This window comes from Methylobacterium terrae (assembly GCF_003173755.1).
GTDB classification, from domain to species: domain Bacteria; phylum Pseudomonadota; class Alphaproteobacteria; order Rhizobiales; family Beijerinckiaceae; genus Methylobacterium; species Methylobacterium terrae.
Window position 1 is genome coordinate 6,104,226 of the sequence record NZ_CP029553.1, and the last position, 15,547, is coordinate 6,119,772.

Annotated in this window: 15 protein-coding genes and 1 other RNA gene; 11 read left to right on the plus strand and 5 right to left on the minus strand. The window is 72.2% G+C overall.

What is annotated here, in order from left to right; genetic code table 11:
• Positions 1-185 precede the first annotated feature (185 nt).
• On the minus strand, positions 186-1,175 hold the full coding sequence (locus DK419_RS28120) for an alpha/beta fold hydrolase (protein ID WP_109961987.1): 990 nt from the start codon (positions 1,173-1,175) through the stop codon (positions 186-188).
• A gap of 139 nt (positions 1,176-1,314) precedes the next feature.
• Between DK419_RS28120 and ffs the strand changes: the two genes are divergently transcribed.
• From ffs to DK419_RS28160, 8 genes are all read left to right on the plus strand, one after another.
• Positions 1,315-1,411, plus strand: an RNA gene (gene ffs / locus DK419_RS28125) — signal recognition particle sRNA small type.
• 64 nt (positions 1,412-1,475) lie between these two features.
• Positions 1,476-3,419, plus strand: a complete 1,944-nt coding sequence (locus tag DK419_RS28130) for a DNA polymerase III subunit gamma/tau (protein WP_109961988.1) — start codon at positions 1,476-1,478, stop codon at positions 3,417-3,419.
• A gap of 64 nt (positions 3,420-3,483) precedes the next feature.
• Entirely contained in the window at positions 3,484-3,804 is a 321-nt protein-coding gene (locus DK419_RS28135) for a YbaB/EbfC family nucleoid-associated protein (protein WP_064503959.1), read from the plus strand.
• A gap of 310 nt (positions 3,805-4,114) precedes the next feature.
• A complete protein-coding gene (gene recR, locus DK419_RS28140; RefSeq protein WP_099898585.1) occupies positions 4,115-4,720 on the plus strand; it encodes a recombination mediator RecR in 606 nt (201 codons plus the stop codon).
• Positions 4,721-4,826: 106 nt separating this feature from the next.
• Positions 4,827-5,342, plus strand: a complete 516-nt coding sequence (gene def / locus DK419_RS28145; RefSeq protein WP_109961989.1) for a peptide deformylase — start codon at positions 4,827-4,829, stop codon at positions 5,340-5,342.
• Position 5,343: 1 nt separating this feature from the next.
• Entirely contained in the window at positions 5,344-6,276 is a 933-nt protein-coding gene (fmt, locus tag DK419_RS28150) for a methionyl-tRNA formyltransferase (protein WP_109961990.1), read from the plus strand.
• A complete protein-coding gene (gene truA, locus DK419_RS28155; RefSeq protein WP_109961991.1) occupies positions 6,276-7,028 on the plus strand; it encodes a tRNA pseudouridine(38-40) synthase TruA in 753 nt (250 codons plus the stop codon). Before fmt ends, truA begins: the two co-directional genes overlap by 1 nt.
• 19 nt (positions 7,029-7,047) lie before the next feature.
• Positions 7,048-7,629 carry a coiled-coil domain-containing protein gene (locus DK419_RS28160; protein ID WP_162561450.1) on the plus strand — a complete coding sequence of 194 codons (582 nt, stop codon included), beginning with the start codon at positions 7,048-7,050 and terminating at the stop codon, positions 7,627-7,629.
• Positions 7,630-7,652: 23 nt separating this feature from the next.
• Here the strand turns inward: DK419_RS28160 and DK419_RS28165 are convergent, their stop codons facing one another.
• Together DK419_RS28165 and dapE are read right to left on the minus strand one after the other, a co-directional pair.
• Positions 7,653-8,222, minus strand: coding sequence for a hypothetical protein (locus tag DK419_RS28165; RefSeq protein WP_109961993.1), 570 nt, complete (start codon positions 8,220-8,222; stop codon positions 7,653-7,655).
• A 53-nt stretch (positions 8,223-8,275) separates the two neighbouring features.
• Positions 8,276-9,469: a succinyl-diaminopimelate desuccinylase gene (dapE, locus tag DK419_RS28170; RefSeq protein ID WP_109962561.1), complete on the minus strand. Its 1,194-nt coding sequence runs from the start codon at positions 9,467-9,469 to the stop codon at positions 8,276-8,278.
• A gap of 143 nt (positions 9,470-9,612) precedes the next feature.
• Here dapE and DK419_RS28175 point away from each other — a divergent pair, with 143 nt between their 5' ends.
• Together DK419_RS28175 and DK419_RS28180 are read left to right on the plus strand one after the other, a co-directional pair.
• A complete protein-coding gene (locus DK419_RS28175) occupies positions 9,613-10,392 on the plus strand; it encodes a HesA/MoeB/ThiF family protein (RefSeq protein WP_109962562.1) in 780 nt (259 codons plus the stop codon).
• Between the two features lie 34 nt (positions 10,393-10,426).
• Positions 10,427-10,843, plus strand: coding sequence for an acyl-CoA synthetase family protein (locus DK419_RS28180; protein ID WP_109961994.1), 417 nt, complete (start codon positions 10,427-10,429; stop codon positions 10,841-10,843).
• 12 nt (positions 10,844-10,855) lie between these two features.
• On the opposite strand, the gene DK419_RS28185 is transcribed toward DK419_RS28180, so the two are convergent.
• Both DK419_RS28185 and DK419_RS29240 read right to left on the minus strand, forming a co-directional pair.
• Positions 10,856-12,841 carry a methyl-accepting chemotaxis protein gene (locus tag DK419_RS28185; protein WP_245442764.1) on the minus strand — a complete coding sequence of 662 codons (1,986 nt, stop codon included), beginning with the start codon at positions 12,839-12,841 and terminating at the stop codon, positions 10,856-10,858.
• Positions 12,842-13,249: 408 nt separating this feature from the next.
• Entirely contained in the window at positions 13,250-14,086 is an 837-nt protein-coding gene (locus DK419_RS29240) for an SEC-C metal-binding domain-containing protein (protein WP_109961995.1), read from the minus strand.
• Positions 14,087-14,194: 108 nt separating this feature from the next.
• Between DK419_RS29240 and tnpC the strand changes: the two genes are divergently transcribed.
• Positions 14,195-15,478 (plus strand): IS66 family transposase, encoded by a 1,284-nt coding sequence (gene tnpC, locus DK419_RS28195; RefSeq protein WP_109961996.1) that lies wholly within the window; start codon positions 14,195-14,197, stop codon positions 15,476-15,478.
• Positions 15,479-15,547 lie beyond the last annotated feature (69 nt).

The following is a 15,547-nucleotide window of genomic DNA, read 5'->3' on the forward strand; positions in this document are numbered from 1 at the left end:
TGAGGGGGTATCCCCGGAAGAGGCTCCTCCGGCACCACCCCCTCACCCTCGCTCCGGCTTCGCCTCCGCTCACGTCATCGACGACAAGGTCGACGAAGTCCTCTCCCCGCCCGCGGGGAGAGGGGGAGAGCCCGCGCTGTTTTCCTGTCCTGGAACACCCTGTGCGAAGGGGCGCGGACACCGCCTCACCGCGCCGCCAGTTCCCGCAGCAGCGCCTCGTGGAACCGGTCCGGCGCCTCGACCTGCGGCGAGTGGCCGAGGCCCTCGAAGATCACGAGCCGGGCGTCCCTGATCCGCCCCGCGACCTCCGGCCCGAGCCGGTCGTAGCGGCCCAGCGTCTCGGCGAGCGCCGGCGCGGCGCGATTGGCGCCGGGCGCGGTGCGGTCCTTCGTCCCGACCATCAGCACGGTCGGCACGCGCAGGCGGTCGAACTCGTGTACCACCGGCTGGGTGAACACCATGTCGGAGGTCTGGGCCTGGTTCCAGGCCACGCGCTCGGCGCCGGGGCCGGCGTAGAGCCCCGCCTGCATGTCGACCCAGCGGTCGTAATCCGGCTTCCACTGGCCGTCGTAGTAGAACTTGAGCTGGTAGGCCTTGATGCTCGCCGCACTCGTCTTGCGCTCGGCGGCGTAGGCTGCGTCGATCGTCTGGTAGGGCACGCCCTTGGCCTGCCAGTCCTCGAGCCCGAGGGGATTGACCATCACCAGCCGCTCGACGGAATCGGGGAACATCAGGGCGTAGCGGGCCGCCAGCATGCCGCCCATCGAGTGCCCGACGATGGTCGCCTCCCTGACGCCGAGGGCGGCGAGCAGGCCGTGGGTGTTGGTGGCGAGCTGCTGGAAGCTGAACTGGTAGCCGGCGGGCTTCGTCGACTTGCAAAAACCCACCTGGTCGAGGGCGAGCACCCGGTAGCCCGCCCGCGCCAGCACGCCGACGGTGTCGCCCCAGGTCGCGGCGCAGAAGTTCTTGCCGTGCAGCAGCACCACGGTGCGGCCGTTCGGCCGCTCCGGCGCCACGTCCATGTAGGCCATCGACAGGTCCTGCCCCTGCGACGCGAAGGCGTGGCGCTTCACCGGATAGGGATAGTCGAAGCCCTCGAGTTCGGGACCGTAGGAGGGCGCGGCGAGGGCGGCCGTGGCGGACAGGAGGGCGGCGGCGAGGAGCGGGAGGCGCATGCGGCGGGGGTCTCCGGGTGAGGTGCGAAGCTCTTACAACGCGCCGACGGCCCGCGGACGATGTGCGTCAGGCGCGCGGGCATGCGCACCGGTCGGTCCCGCGCTTGCGTTTCCAGCGCTCGCCCGCCATATAGGCCTCGGGAGGTTGGCGAGGGACGTTTCACTCGCCAACCGGGTCAGGTCCGGAAGGAAGCAGCCCTAACGAGACCGAGCGGGTTTTCGTCCAGCCTCCCACCCCACCCCGTTTCAGGAGCGCGTGCGCCCCCTCCCCGGGGGCCGCCCTCACGACCCTGCGAGCGCATGGACGAGACCTCCGGCACGCCCTCGATCGACGAGCCGGGTCTCCCCGGGTTCAGCGCAGCCCCGGCCAAGCCGGCTCCCGCCTACCGGGTCCTGGCGCGCAAGTACCGGCCGAAGGATTTCGACGACCTGATCGGCCAGGGCGCCATGGTGCGCACCCTGGCGAACGCCTTCGAGGCCGGCCGCATCCCGCAGGCCTGGATGCTCACCGGCGTGCGCGGGGTCGGCAAGACCACCACCGCCCGCATCCTCGCACGCGGCCTCAACTACGCGCTCCCCGACGATCCGAATGCCGGGCCGACGATCCGGCTGCCCCGGCTCGGCCTGCACTGCGCCGCCATCATGGAATCCCGGCACATCGACGTGCTGGAGATGGACGCCGCCTCGCATACCGGCATCGACGACGTCCGCCAGATCATCGACGGCATCCGCTACTCCCCGGTCTCGGCGCGCTATAAGGTCTACATCGTCGACGAGGTCCACATGCTGTCCGAGAAGGCGTTCAACGCCTTCCTGAAGACGCTGGAGGAGCCGCCGCCGCACGCGAAGTTCGTCTTCGCCACCACCGAGATCCGCAAGGTTCCGGTCACCATCCTGTCGCGCTGCCAGCGCTTCGACCTGCGCCGGGTCGAGGCCGGCGCGCTGATCGCGCACCTGCAGAAGATCTGCGACGCCGAGGGCGTCTCGGCCGAGGCCGAGGCGCTCGCCGCCATCGCGCGGGCCGCCGAGGGCTCGGTGCGCGATTCGCTCTCGCTCCTCGACCAGGCGATCGCCCACGGCGCCGGCCACGTCACCGCCGAGACGGTGCGCGACATGCTCGGGCTGGCCGACCGCGCCCGGGTCGTCGACCTGTTCGAGGCGGCGATGCGCGGCGACGTGCCGGCGACCTTCGCGGAGCTGCGGGCCCAGCACGAGGCCGGGGCCGATCCGGCGGTGGTGCTCTCCGACCTCGCCGAGTTCACCCACCTCGTCACGCGGCTGAAGCTCGCGCCGGACTCGGCCCGCTCCGACACCTCGCTCAGCGAGGTCGAGCGGGTGCGCGGCGGCGAATTCGCCGACCGGCTCTCGGTCCGCGCCCTGTCTCGCGCCTGGCAGATCCTGCTCAAGGCGATTCCCGAGGTGCAGGCGGCGTCCCGCCCGCTCGCCGCGGCCGAGATGGCGCTGGTGCGCCTGATCTACGCCGCCGACCTGCCGACCCCCGACGAGGCCCTGCGCCAGATCAGGGACGGCGGCAGCCTCGCCCTGCCGGCCCGAGCACCGGCGGCGGCTCCTGCGGGTGCGCCCGCGATGCAGGCCGCGCCGTCCGTCGCCCCGGCGATGCAGGCGGCGGCCCCCGCGCCCGTCACCGCCCTGCGTGCCACGGGCGCCGCGGCGCCGGCCCTGGCGCGCAGCCTGCCCGAAGCGCCTCCGGTCGAGGCCCCGCCCCGTCCCGCGCCGCCCCCGGCGATGCCCCGCCCGACGCTGGTCCAGTCCGCGCCCCCCGCCCGGGCCGAGGCCCGGCCCGCTTCCGGCCCGCGCCTGCGCCGCTTCGAGGACGTCGTGGCGCTCGCCGACGAGCGCCGCGACATCGGCCTCAAGATGGCGCTGGAGCGCGACGTCCACCTGGTGCGGTTCGAGGACGGCCGCATCGAGTTCCGCCTCGCCGAGGGCGGGCGGGCCACGCTCGGCACCGATCTCGCCCGCGCCCTCGAGGCCTGGACCGGCCGGCGCTGGGTGGTGGCGCTGTCGCAGGAGGACGGCGAGGCGACGCTCGACGCCCGCGCCAAGGCCGCGGTCCAGAGCCGCCACCAGGGCGCGGCGAGCCACCCGCTGGTCCAGGCGGTGCTCAAGAACTTCCCGGGCGCCCAGATCGTCGACGTGCGCGACAAGGCGCCGGACCCGGCACCGGGCGATCTCCCGCCGCCGGAGGCGGACGACCCGGACCTGGAGCCGGAAGGCCCGTAGCCGTCGCGCCGCCGGCGCCCCACATCTGTTCGACGAAACTCTCTCACACCGCGAGGACGCCGCCATGGACATCATGGGACTGATGAAGCAGGCCCAGGCCATGCAGCAGAAGATGGCCGACCTTCAGTCCGAGCTCGACGGCGTCCAGGTCACGGGCGCCTCGGGCGGCGGTTCCGTCTCGGTGACGATGACCGCGAAGGGCGACGTGAAGGCCCTCACCCTCGATCCCTCGCTGCTGGTGCCGGACGAGAAGGAGATCCTCGAGGACCTCATCGTCGCGGCGCTCACCGACGCCAAGGCCAAGGCCGAGCGCGCCGCGCAGGAGCGGATGCAGGAGCTGACCAAGGGCCTGCCGCTGCCGCCCGGCATGAAGCTGCCGTTCTAGCTTTCTGCTAGTCGACCCGGAGTTTCGCACGCCGGATCGTGCGCATTCTCCTCTCTCCGCGGGTGGGGAGAGGGCTGTGTCCCCGTCCAGGGGACGCAGCAAGGCGACAGCCGAGGGTGAGGGGGAGGCGCCGAATGATGCACTTCCGGAAACACCCCCTCACCCTCGCTCCGGCTTCGCCTGCGCTAGCCATGTCCCCTGAACGGTGGTGGGATCTTCGATCCCCAGGCCCTCTCCCCGCCCGCGGGGAGAGGGGAAGGTCCGTGCCTCCGCGTCCTGCGTACCGCACACCACGAAGGTCCCAAACCCCATGCCCCAGGCCGTCGCGGGTCCGGAGATCGAGCGGCTGATCCAGCTCCTGGCCCGCATGCCCGGCCTCGGGCCGCGCTCGGCCCGCCGGGCCGCCCTCCAGCTCATCAAGAAGCGCGAGACGCTGCTGGCGCCGCTCGCCGACGCCATGCGGGTCGCCGCCGACCGGATCGTGGTCTGCCACGAATGCGGCAACGTCGACACGCAGGATCCCTGCACGATCTGCCGCGACCAGAGCCGCGACCCCTCGATGCTGGTGGTGGTCGAGGACGTGTCGGACCTCTGGGCGCTGGAGCGCTCCGGCGCCGTGACGGCGCGCTACCACGTGCTCGGCGGCGTGCTCTCGGCCCTCGACGGGGTGCGGCCGGAGAACCTGAACCTCGGCCGCCTGGTCGAGCGGGTGAGCGCCCCCGAGATGCGCGAGGTGATCCTGGCGCTCAACGCCACCGTCGACGGCCAGACCACCGCCCACTACGTCACCGAACTCCTCACCCACCTGCCGATCAAGGTGACGCGGCTGGCCCACGGCGTGCCGGTCGGCGGCGAGCTCGACTACCTCGACGAGGGCACGCTCTCGGCGGCGATCCGGCAGCGCACCGCGTTCTAGCGGCGCTGCACCAACGGGTTTGACCCGGGGAGCGCGAAACCTTATCTCCCGGACACTTGCGGGCGTCGCAGCGGCGCCCGGTTCCCCGACCCTTGCTGGCGCCCGAATGAGCATCCGTCCCCTCGTCATCCTGCCGGACGCGCGCCTGCGCGAGATCTCGGCGCCGGTCGGCACGATCACCGGCGACGTGCGGAAGCTCGCGGCCGACATGCTCGAGACGATGTACGACGCCCCCGGCGTCGGCCTCGCCGGCATCCAGATCGGCGAGCCGGTGCGCATCGTCACCATCGACACCTCGAAGGAGAAGGAGGAGCGCCGTCCCCTCGTGCTCCTCGACCCCGAGATCGTCTGGACCTCGGAGGAGACCCGGCCCTACGAGGAGGGCTGCCTGTCGATCCCCGAATACTACGCCGAGGTGATCCGGCCCGACCGGGTGCGGGTGCGCTTCCGCACCCTCGACGGCGAGACCGTGGAGCAGGAGGCCGACGGCCTGCTCGCCACCTGCCTCCAGCACGAGATCGACCACCTCAACGGCGTGCTGTTCATCGACCACCTGTCGAAGCTCAAGCGCGACCGGGTGATGAAGAAGTTCGCCAAGGCGGCCAAGCGCGAAGCCGCGTAAGATGCCGCTCAGGGTCGTGTTCATGGGCACCCCGGATTTCGCGGTGCCGACGCTGGCCGAGATCGTCGGCGGCGGCCACGAGGTCGTGGCGGTCTATACCCGCGCGCCGGCGCCCGCCGGACGCGGCATGGCCCTGCGGCCCTCGCCGGTCCAGGCGCTGGCGGAGAAGTTCGGGCTCCCCGTCCTGACGCCGACGACGCTCCGCACGCAAGAAGCCGCCGAGGCGTTTCGCGCCCACGAGGCCGACGTGGCGGTGGTGGTCGCCTACGGCATGATCCTGCCGCCCGCGATCCTCGACGCGCCTTCCCTCGGCTGCCTCAACCTGCACGCCTCCCTGCTGCCGCGCTGGCGCGGCGCGGCGCCGATCCAGCGCGCCGTGATGGCGGGCGACGAGGAGACCGGCGTCGCGGTGATGCGGATGGAGCCGGGCCTCGATACCGGCCCGGTCGGCATGGTCGAGCGGGTGGGCATCACCCCCGACATGAGCGCCGGCGAGCTGCACGACCGGCTGATGCCGCTCGGCGCCGACCTGATGGCCCGGGCGCTCGGCGCGCTGGAGCGCGGCAACCTGCAGTTCCGGGCGCAAGGCTCCGAGGGCGTCGCCTACGCCCACAAGATCACCAACGAGGAGGCGCGGCTCGACTGGTCGGAAGGCGCCGAGACCCTCCACGACCAGGTGCGCGGCCTGTCGCCGTTCCCGGGCGCCTACCTGATGGCCGATCTCGGCCGCGGGCCGGAGCGGGTGAAGGTGCTGCGCGCCCGCCTCGCGGAAGGAACGGGCGAGCCCGGCACGCTGCTGGACGAGGCCGGCACGGTCGCCTGCGGCGAGGGCGCCCTGCGCCTCGTCACCGTCCAGCCCGCCGGCAAGGGCGCGATGCCGTTCGAGGATTTCGCCCGCGGCCGCCGGCTCGCGCCGGGCGCCCGCCTCGCCTGATGCCCCGCTACAAGCTCGTCGTCGAGTATGACGGCACCGCCTTCGCGGGCTGGCAGCGCCAGGCCGCCGACCGCTCGGTGCAGCAGGCGCTGGAGGAGGCGATCGCCCGCTTCGTCGGCGGGCCGGTGCGGGTCTACTGCGCCGGGCGCACCGACGCGGGCGTGCACGCGACGCACCAGGTCGTCCATCTCGACCTCGACAAGCCGTGGCGCACCGACACCGTGCGCGACGCCGCCAACGCCCATCTCCGCCCGGAGCCGGTCGCGGTGATCTCGGCCGCCGAAGCGAGCCCGGATTTCGACGCCCGCCACTCGGCGATCAAGCGCCATTACCGCTACCGCATCCTCAACCGCCGCGCACCCACGGCGCTCACCCGCGGCTTCGTCTGGCACGTGCCCTGGGCGCTCGATGCCGCCCTCATGCAGGAGGCGGCGCAGCTGATGCTCGGGCGGCACGACTTCTCGGCCTTCCGGGCGGCGGAGTGCCAGGCCAACAGCCCGGTCCGCACCCTCGACCGACTCGACGTCTCGCGCGACGGCGAAGAGATCGTCGTCGTCACCGCGGCGCGCTCGTTCCTGCACCATCAGGTCCGCGGCATGGTCGGTACCCTGATGCTCGCCGGCGGCGGCCGGCTGACGCCGCAGGGCGTGCGCGACGTGCTCGACTCCCGCGACCGCACCCGCTGCGGGCCGCTGGCCCCCTCGGGCGGGCTGACGCTGATCGGGGTGGATTATCCGGCGGAGTTCGGCTGACGCTGCGTCATCGAGACGGTTGGCCGATTCGAGCGTTTCTGGCATCGTGAGCATCGCCGCAGCCGAGCCGCCGACAATGACCGCCGTCGCCTTCGACACTTACGCCATGGTCCGCCGGCTCAAGGCGTCCGGTCTCTCGGAGGATCAAGCCGAGGCGATCACGGGAGCGCTGAAGGACGGGCGCGACTCGGATCTGGCTTCGCTGGCAACCAAGGCGGACCTGCGCGAGAGCGAGGTCGCGCTGCGGGCGGATCTGCGGGAGGTCGAGACCTCGCTGAAGTCGGATCTGCGAGGGACCGAGACCTCGCTGAAGTCGGATCTGCGGGAGGTCGAGACCTCGCTGAGGTCGGATCTGCGAGAGACCGAGGCCTCGCTGAAGTTGGATCTGCGAGAGACCGAGATTCGCCTGGAAGCGAAAATCGTCGATCTCTCCCAGAAAGTAGCGGACCTGTCCCATCGGACGGATCTCGGTCTGGCGGCGGGCCGAGCCGATATGAGACTTCTCGAGCAGCGGATGATCGTGAAGCTCGGCACGTTGGCCGCGGCGGGAGTCGGCATTCTGATCGCGGCCATCCGCTACTTGCCGCATGCCGGGCCTTGAGCGCCGATGTCGCGAAGGCTCAGTCAAACCAGCGCGTGCGCCCCACCGGCCATGCCGATGATGAGCCCGAAGCAGGCGAGCGTCACGAGCGCCGCAGCGGGCCCCGGCAGGCCGAGGATCGCCCGGGCGGCGCGGCCGTGCAGCCACAGCATCACCACCAGGAAGGCGGCGGCCTCGATCGCCGCGAGGCCCGGCGTGGCGAGGCCGAGGAGGAGCAGGCAGCCGGGCAGCGTCAGCGCCACGAGGCCCGCCGCCAGGAGCCAGTTGGTCACGACCACGAAGGGCACGTAGGCCCGGGTCCGGTCGAGGCGGCGCAGGATCGCGATCATCGCCAGCGGCACGGGCAGGAACGCCGCCGCGAGCCCGGCCAGCACCGCCGCGGTGACGTGGTCGAGCTGGAACGGTGCCGCACCGGCCCCGCGCTCCAGGGTGAGCGCCACCGTGACCGCCGGCGCCGTCAGCCACACCGCCCCGAAGGAGCGCCAGAAGCCCCGCTCGCTCACGTCGAAATGGCGCAGCGCATCCGGCCGGCGCCCGATCAGGCCGGCAGCGCCGCGCAGGGAGCGGGTCACCTCGTCGGCGCTCACGAACATCGGCGGCCTCCCGGGAAACGAGGCCGCCAGATTCAACTTTCGTCTAATGCCGGTCAAGCCCGACGGTGAGTCGCGGGCGCGTCGGGAAAATACGCGTCCAGCACCCGCCCGTAGATCGCCGCCAGCCGGTCGAGATCGGCCAAAGCCACCCGCTCGTCGACCTGGTGCATCGTCCGGCCGACGAGGCCGAACTCGATCACCGGGCAGGCATCCTTGATGAAGCGGGCATCCGAGGTGCCGCCGGTGGTCGAGAGGGCGGGACGGCGGCCGGTCTCGGCCTCGATCGCATCCGCCACCTGCTCCACGAAGGCGTCGGGCGCGGTCAGGAAGGCGACGGAGTTGGTCGGGCGCACGTCGAGGCTGTAGCGCACCGTGTTGCCGGCGGCCGCGGCGAGGCGGCGTTCCAGCTCGGCGGCCAGGGTCCCGGGCGTCCAGAGGTCGTTGAAGCGGATGTTGAAGGTCGCCCGCGCCTCGGCCGGGATCACGTTGGTCGCCGGATTGCCGACATCCATCGTGGTGAATTCGAGGTTCGAGGCGTCGAAATGCGCCGTGCCGGCATCGAGCGGTTCGGCGAGGAGCCCTTGGGCGAGGCGCAGGAGGCCGGGGATCGGGTTCTCGGCCCGGTGCGGATAGGCGACGTGGCCCTGCACGCCGTGCACGGTCAGGTTCGCCGTGAGCGAGCCGCGCCGGCCGATCTTGATCATCTCGCCGAGGGTATCGGGGTTGGTCGGCTCGCCGAGCAGGCAGTGGCTGAACCGCTCGCCGCGGGCCCGTGCCCAGTCGAGGAGCTTGACGGTGCCGTTCACCGCCGGTCCCTCCTCGTCGCCGGTGATCAGGAACGCGATGGCGCCCCCGAAATCGGGCCCGCGCCGCTCCAGGAAGGCCAGCACCGCCGCGAGCATGCAGGCGATGCCGCCCTTCATGTCGACGGCGCCGCGCCCGAACAGCTCGTCCCCCTCGACCGCCCCGCCGAACGGGTCGTGGCGCCAAGCCGCCGCGTCGCCCGGCGGCACCACGTCGGTGTGTCCGGCAAAGAGCAGGCAGGGCCCCTCGCCGATGCGGGCATAGAGGTTCTCGACGTCCGGCGTGCCCGCGTCCGAGAAGACCGGCCGCTCCACCGCGAAGCCGGCTCGGGCCAGGATCCCCGCCAGGTAGGCGAGCGCCCCGCCCTCGCTCGGCGTCACGGACGGGCAGCGGATCAGCCCCTGGGCCAGAGACAGCGGCGTAGGGGACGGGGGGGAGTGCAGGTCGGTCACGGGTCAGCCGGAGGTTCGAGCAGGGGTTCGAAGGACATGTCGGTCGCCGCGAGGCGTAGCGCCGAACGGCGCGGATGAGAACCGCCGCCGTCGAGGCCCTTTCCCGGGGCGTGCGTCTCGCCTACCTGTGCCGGATGACCGCGCTCAGCCCCGACGAGATCGAACGCTACGCCCGCCACATCGTGCTGCGGGAGGTCGGCGGCCCAGGTCAGGTCCGCCTCAAGGCGGCGCGGGTGCTGGTGATCGGGGCCGGCGGCCTCGGCGCTCCGCTGATCCAGTACCTGGCGGCGGCCGGGATCGGCACGATCGGCATCGTCGACGACGACACCGTCTCGCTCTCGAACCTGCAGCGCCAGGTGATCCACGGCACCCCCGATCTCGGCCGGCCGAAGGTCGAGAGCGCGGCGGACGCCGTGGCCCGGCTCAACCCGAACGTCCGGATCGAGGCCCACGCCACCCGGCTCACCCCCGAGAACGCCGAAGGGCTGATCGCACCCTACGATCTCGTCGCCGACGGCTCGGACAATTTCTCCACCCGCTACGCCGTCTCGGATGCCTGCTACCGCGCCCGCCGGCCCCTGGTGACCGCGGCGCTCGGCCAGTTCGACGGCTCGCTCACCACGATCCGCGCCCACGAGACCGGGCCGGACGGCCGGCCGAACCCGACCTATCGCTGCCTGTTCCCGAGCCCGCCGCCCGCCGGCTCGGTGCTCCCTTGCGCCGAGGCCGGGGTGCTCGGGGCGCTCGCCGGCCTGATGGGCTCGCTGATGGCGCTGGAGGTCATCCGCGCCGTCGCCGGTTTCGGCGAGCCCCTGGTCGGCCGCCTTCTGATGGTCGATGCCCGCGGCTTGCGCTTCGAGACCCTGTCCTACGCCTGGGACCCGGGCAACCCGCTGAGCGGGACGGAGGCCTGAGCGCCCGCGGGCGGAATGGAAGGACGTTGGTTCGATGCGCACAGGTCTCGTCGCCGTCGCGATGCTCGCGTCCATTCCGGCCCTCGCAGGCCCGGGGGTCGAGCGGTGGTCGGCCCTGAGCAGGACCGCCATGGCGATCACGGGCGACATCGCGCTGTCGCCCGCGCGCCTTGTCGCGGCGGGCCGGACCTTTCCCCTCTCCGTCTCGGCCGACGCCCCGGCCTTCGGCACCCCGTCCGGTCCGGTGCCGGCGCGCATCCTGAAGGTGACGAAGCCGGCCGACCCCAGGCTCCTCCACGGCAACACCCTGTGCGGGAAGCCGGTGCGCTGGCTCGTCGCCTATCGCAGGGATGCCGGCCGGTCGCTGACCCTCGCCGCGTTCAGCGGCGAGGCGTTCCCGGCCGGCGAGTCCGGTCCGGACCTCTGCGGGACGTTCTCCTACTTCCGGTGAGCCTCCCGCGCGTCACGCCGCCCGGATGTCGCCCAGGAAGCCGTCGACCTCCTGCTTGACGGTCAGGGACTGCGTCGCCAGGTCGGCCGCGGCCGTGAGCACCTGCGAGGCCGCGCCGCCGGTCTCGTCGGCGAGCGTCAGCACGCGGGCGACGCTCGCCGAGACGTCCTGGGTGCCGCGCGCCGCCTGGGTGGCGTTGCGGGAGATCTCCGCCGTCGCGGCGGTCTGCTCCACCACCGTCGCCGCGATGGCGCCGCTGATCTCGTTCAGCGTCGCGATCGTGCCGCCGATCTGCCGGATGGCGGCGCTCGCCTGGGCGGTGGCGGCCTGGATCGCGCCGATCTGCCCGCCGATCTCCTCGGTCGCCCGCGCGGTCTGGCCGGCCAGTTCCTTGACCTCGGCGGCGACGACCGCGAAGCCGCGCCCCGCCTCGCCCGCCCGCGCCGCCTCGATCGTGGCGTTCAAGGCCAGCAGGTTGGTCTGGCTGGCGATCGCCGAGATCGTGGTGACGGCGGCGCCGATCTGGCTCGCGGCGGTGCCGAGGCTCGCCATGGCGGCGTCCGTGGCCTCGGCCTCGTGCGCGGCGTGGCCGGCGACCTCCCGCGAGTGCATCACCTGCCGCTCGATCTCGCCCAGCGAGGCGACCATCTCCTCCGCCGCCGCCGCGACGGTCTGGACGTTGGCGGAGGTCTCCTCCGCGGCGGCGCTGGAGGCGACCGCCTGGGCGTTGGTGCCGTCGGCGACCTGGGTCATCGAGCGGGCGGTCGCGTCGAGTTCGGAGGCGGCGGAGGTCACGATCTCGAGCGAGCCGGCGACCCGGTGCTGGAAGGTGGTGATGAGCGCGTCGACCCGGTCGGCGCGGCGCTGCCGGGCGGAGGCTTGCGCCTCCCGGTCGGCCTCGAGGGCGAGGCGCTCCACGGCGTTGCGGCGGAAGACCTCCACGGCGCGGGCCATCTCGCCCATCTCGTCGGTGGCGTCCTGCGAGGGGATCGCGACGGCGGTCTCGCCCGCGGCCAGCCGGCTCATCGCCCGGGTCATCCCGGCGACGGGACGGGTGATGCTGCGCCCGATCAGGACCGCGAGGGCGGCGCTGAGGCCCAGGATGAGCCCGAGGAGCGCGAGCTGCACCTGCTTGGCCGTCGTCATCGTGTCGGTGCTGCGGGCGTCGATCTGCCGGACCGCCTCCTCGAGCTTGACGCGCGTGGCCGTCCCGGAGGCGGCGATGGCGTCCGCCTTGGGCTTGATGCTCTGCGCGAACAGCGCCTCGCTCTCGAGCATCGCGGCGGCCGCCGCCGTGATGTGGCGGTTGAGACGGGTCAGGGCCTCCTCGACCGTGCCGAGATCCCGCCGCTGCGCCGGGGTCAGGTTCAGGCCCTTCAGCTTCGCGATCGTCGCCTCGGCGCTGGTGAAGTGCGTGGCGGAGAGCGCCCGGGTCTTCGGATCGGTCGTCGCCAGGAAGCGCCAGTTCATGACGCGGAACAGCAGCAGGGTGCGCTCGATCTCCACCGCCTGCGCCAGCAGCGCCTCGTCGGTGCCCGACCGCAGCTGGACGACGAGGACGCCCGAGGCCTTGGTCAGGTCGTCGCCGGAGGTGTAGACGCCGGCCTTGCTCTCGCGGATCTGCGTGCCGAGCGCGATCATGCGCGGGAGCTCCGCGGCGAGGCGGCCGGCCTGCCGGCCCAGGTCGGCGTAGAGGGCGCGCCTCTCCTCGGTCATGGCCCGCTGGGCGAGGCCGTCGGCCAGCGGGCCGATCTCCGCCAGGCTGGACTGCATTCCGGCCTCCGCCTCCGGGGTCTGCATCGTCCGGTACTTGATGGCCTGCATCGTGAAACGGTCGATCAGGCCGTTGAGCGACAGCAATTCACGGGCCGCCTGCTCGATCCGTCCCTTGGCCCGATACGCCTCGTCGAGACTGCCGAGCTGCCGATACGAGAATCCACCCATCACGGCGGCGAGGATCGCCAGGAGCGTGAAGCCGCCGTACAAGCGAGCGCGCATGGGGATTTGCATCGAACGATCCATGACCCGAGGATTCCTGGGATGGAACCTTGCGTCAGTTTCTGACAAGTTTTCGTAAATTCCCGAGAGTTTTCGAGAAGGAATATTGTCTCATGTGAAGCAAAATGATCGTGCTTGATCGGTGGCACCCGGCCCGAACGCCGTGCGGCGGAGCCGGAATCGAGCACGCCGAGGGCGTTCGCGGCCTCGCGAGGACTCGGGCGATGGGCGTCTCGCCGGTGGGCCGATCGGGCGGGCCCGCGCTTGGCGACCGGGTCGGAGATGCCGTCGACCGGTTCCCGGGCGGCAGCCGCGACCCGGTCCGCCCCGCACCGCGGGGTCGCTCCCCCTCCATGCGGCCGACGGCCGTGCGGACGGTCCCGCGACGGCCCGGACCGGCGCGCGATCTCAGCGCCCGGGCGGCAGCGGCGGCAGGGCGGCCAAGCCCTGCTCGACCTTGTCGAGGCAGCACTTCTTGAACTTCCTGCCGCTGCCGCAGGGGCACGGATCGTTGCGGCCGACATCGCGGTAGGGATTGCGCTCCGGGATCGCGAACCCGTCCTCGTCCAGGTCGAGGCGGTGGTCGTGGGCGCCCTCGCGGGTGTGCTCCAGTGCCGCGACGGGGTCGTCGAGGTAGCCGATGTTGAGATTGGCGAATCGCGCCCGGCTCTTCGGCCGCAGGCGCGCCTCTTTCATCGTGTCCTGCACCGTCTCCCAGTCGACGAAGATGCCGGTATTGCGGCCGTCCTTGCGGGCCGCCGTGAGGCGGGGGACGAGGTCGCCGAAGCCGAGCAGCGCGACCGCGTCCTCCCACCCCTGCCAGGCTTCCTCGTCGGCACCGCCCAGGCGCTCGGCGTCGAAGCGGACCAGGAAGGCCCGCACGGTCTCGCGGTCGATCTCGCCGTCGGCGGTCAGCAGCGCGAGGGCGTGAAAGAGCTCCATCCGTGTCAGGCCGTCCGGGACCTCGCCGGCGATGGCGGCGAGCAGGCGGTCGACATCGCCGTCGAAGGTGCTGGCGACGACGCCCGAGAGGGTGACCTGGTAATCTTCACCGAGCGACGACGAGATCGCCTCGTCGTCGCGGCGCAGGAGGCGCATCAGCGGGTCGTAGATCCGGCCCTCGCCGCTCGCGGCGAGGGCGTGCATGCCCCAGAACAGCAGGTTCGACTCAGGCCCGCTCAGCGGCTCGGTGCCCTCCTCGATGCCGGCATCGGCGGCGCGGTGGAGCAGGATGAGGACCGGCACGGTGATCGGTAATTACCCAGGGGGTGTCGGGAGGGCGCGGCTCGGTCGCGGCGGGTTCGTTGGGTCGCCCCCCTTGCCGGAACGCGGTTTGGCTGATTCGCTGTCGGGATGAGCCGCAGTGACCTCGAGCGCCTGAGCAAGGAGGAACTGATTGAGCTGGTGCTGAAGCTGCACCGGCCCGAGAAGACCTCACGCACCTCGTCCAAGCCGCCGGCGAGCGACCGCAAGGAGCGGCGCGAGAAGGCCCGGCCGGGCGGCGCCAAGCCCGGGCACGAGGGCCACAAGCGGGCGCTGACGCCTGATCCGGATCAGGTCATGGAGCATCGGCCTGCCTCGTGTTCGGCCTGCGGCGAGCCACTGCCCACCGATCTGCCGGCCGAGGTGATCAGCGTGCATGAGCGGATCGACCTGCCGCTGGTTCGCCCAGCAGTCGAGCAGCACCGGCGCCTGTGCGTGACCTGCCCGGCCTGCCGGACCCGGGTCGCCGCCCCGCGACCGGCGGGGGCCGACGCGACACCCTTCGGGCCGCGGCTGCACGCGGTGGCGACGTACCTCAAGACCTTCCAGGCGCTGTCCTACGAACGGTTGCAGGCCGCCCTGTCGGACCTGTTCGGGCTCAGGCTGAGCCAGGGCGGGCTGATGAACGTGCTGCGCCGCGCCCAGGGTTGCTTTGCCGAGGGCCGGGACGCGGCACTGGCCCGGCTGCGGCAAGCCTCTGTCGTGGCCTCGGACGAGACCGGGGTGCGCATCGAGGGCGCCAACAGCTTCCACTGGGTGTTCCGCTGCGAGGACGCGGTGGTGCATCATGCCGCCCCGTCGCGGGCCTCGGCCGTGGTCGGCGAGGTGATGGCCGGGCACCGGCCGGCGGTGTGGCTCTCCGACCGGTACTCGGCTCAGCAAGGGCACGGCGAGCGTCAGCAGACCTGCCTGGCGCACCTCGCTCGCGACGTGGCCTACGCGGTCGAAGCCGGCAACGACCTGCTCGCGCTGCGGCTCCAGTGGTGGCTCGACAAGGCCTTCGGGCTGGCCCGGCGCCTGACGGAACTGGCGGCCTCGACCCTGGCGCGCAAGCGGCGCGAGTTGGAGCAGGACCTCGATGCCATCCTGAAGGCCCCGGCGACGTACGATCTAGCCCAGGCGATCCGGGCCCGGATGCAGCGAGCGCGCGACCAACTCCTGACCTTCGTGGCCTTCCCCGGCAAGGTGGAGGTGACGAACAACGCCTGCGAGCGCGACCTGCGGCCGGCGGTGATCCAGCGCAAGGTGACGAACGGCTATCGGGCGATGTGGGCCGCCAAGGGCGAGGCGGACGTGCGCACCGTCGTCGCCACCGCTGCCCTCAAGACCAAGGCAACCCCCTTCGCCACCCTACTCGCCACCATCACAGCCTGATCACCCCCCAACCCGGATACGAGGCGCCGACGAACCCGCATGCCGAAAAATACCCCCTGGGTAATTACG

What these genes read in the sequence shown, in the direction of transcription:
- DK419_RS28120 (WP_109961987.1), bottom strand. Translation starts at nt 1,175, where the DNA reads ATGCGCCTCCCGCTCCTCGCCGCCGCCCTCCTGTCCGCCACGGCCGCC.
- DK419_RS28130 (WP_109961988.1), top strand. Translation starts at nt 1,476, where the DNA reads ATGGACGAGACCTCCGGCACGCCCTCGATCGACGAGCCGGGTCTCCCC.
- DK419_RS28135 (WP_064503959.1), top strand. Translation starts at nt 3,484, where the DNA reads ATGGACATCATGGGACTGATGAAGCAGGCCCAGGCCATGCAGCAGAAG.
- recR (WP_099898585.1), top strand. Translation starts at nt 4,115, where the DNA reads ATGCCCCAGGCCGTCGCGGGTCCGGAGATCGAGCGGCTGATCCAGCTC.
- def (WP_109961989.1), top strand. Translation starts at nt 4,827, where the DNA reads ATGAGCATCCGTCCCCTCGTCATCCTGCCGGACGCGCGCCTGCGCGAG.
- fmt (WP_109961990.1), top strand. Translation starts at nt 5,344, where the DNA reads ATGCCGCTCAGGGTCGTGTTCATGGGCACCCCGGATTTCGCGGTGCCG.
- truA (WP_109961991.1), top strand. Translation starts at nt 6,276, where the DNA reads ATGCCCCGCTACAAGCTCGTCGTCGAGTATGACGGCACCGCCTTCGCG.
- DK419_RS28165 (WP_109961993.1), bottom strand. Translation starts at nt 8,222, where the DNA reads ATGTTCGTGAGCGCCGACGAGGTGACCCGCTCCCTGCGCGGCGCTGCC.
- DK419_RS28175 (WP_109962562.1), top strand. Translation starts at nt 9,613, where the DNA reads ATGACCGCGCTCAGCCCCGACGAGATCGAACGCTACGCCCGCCACATC.
- DK419_RS28180 (WP_109961994.1), top strand. Translation starts at nt 10,427, where the DNA reads ATGCGCACAGGTCTCGTCGCCGTCGCGATGCTCGCGTCCATTCCGGCC.
- DK419_RS28185 (WP_245442764.1), bottom strand. Translation starts at nt 12,841, where the DNA reads ATGCGCGCTCGCTTGTACGGCGGCTTCACGCTCCTGGCGATCCTCGCC.
- tnpC (WP_109961996.1), top strand. Translation starts at nt 14,195, where the DNA reads ATGAGCCGCAGTGACCTCGAGCGCCTGAGCAAGGAGGAACTGATTGAG.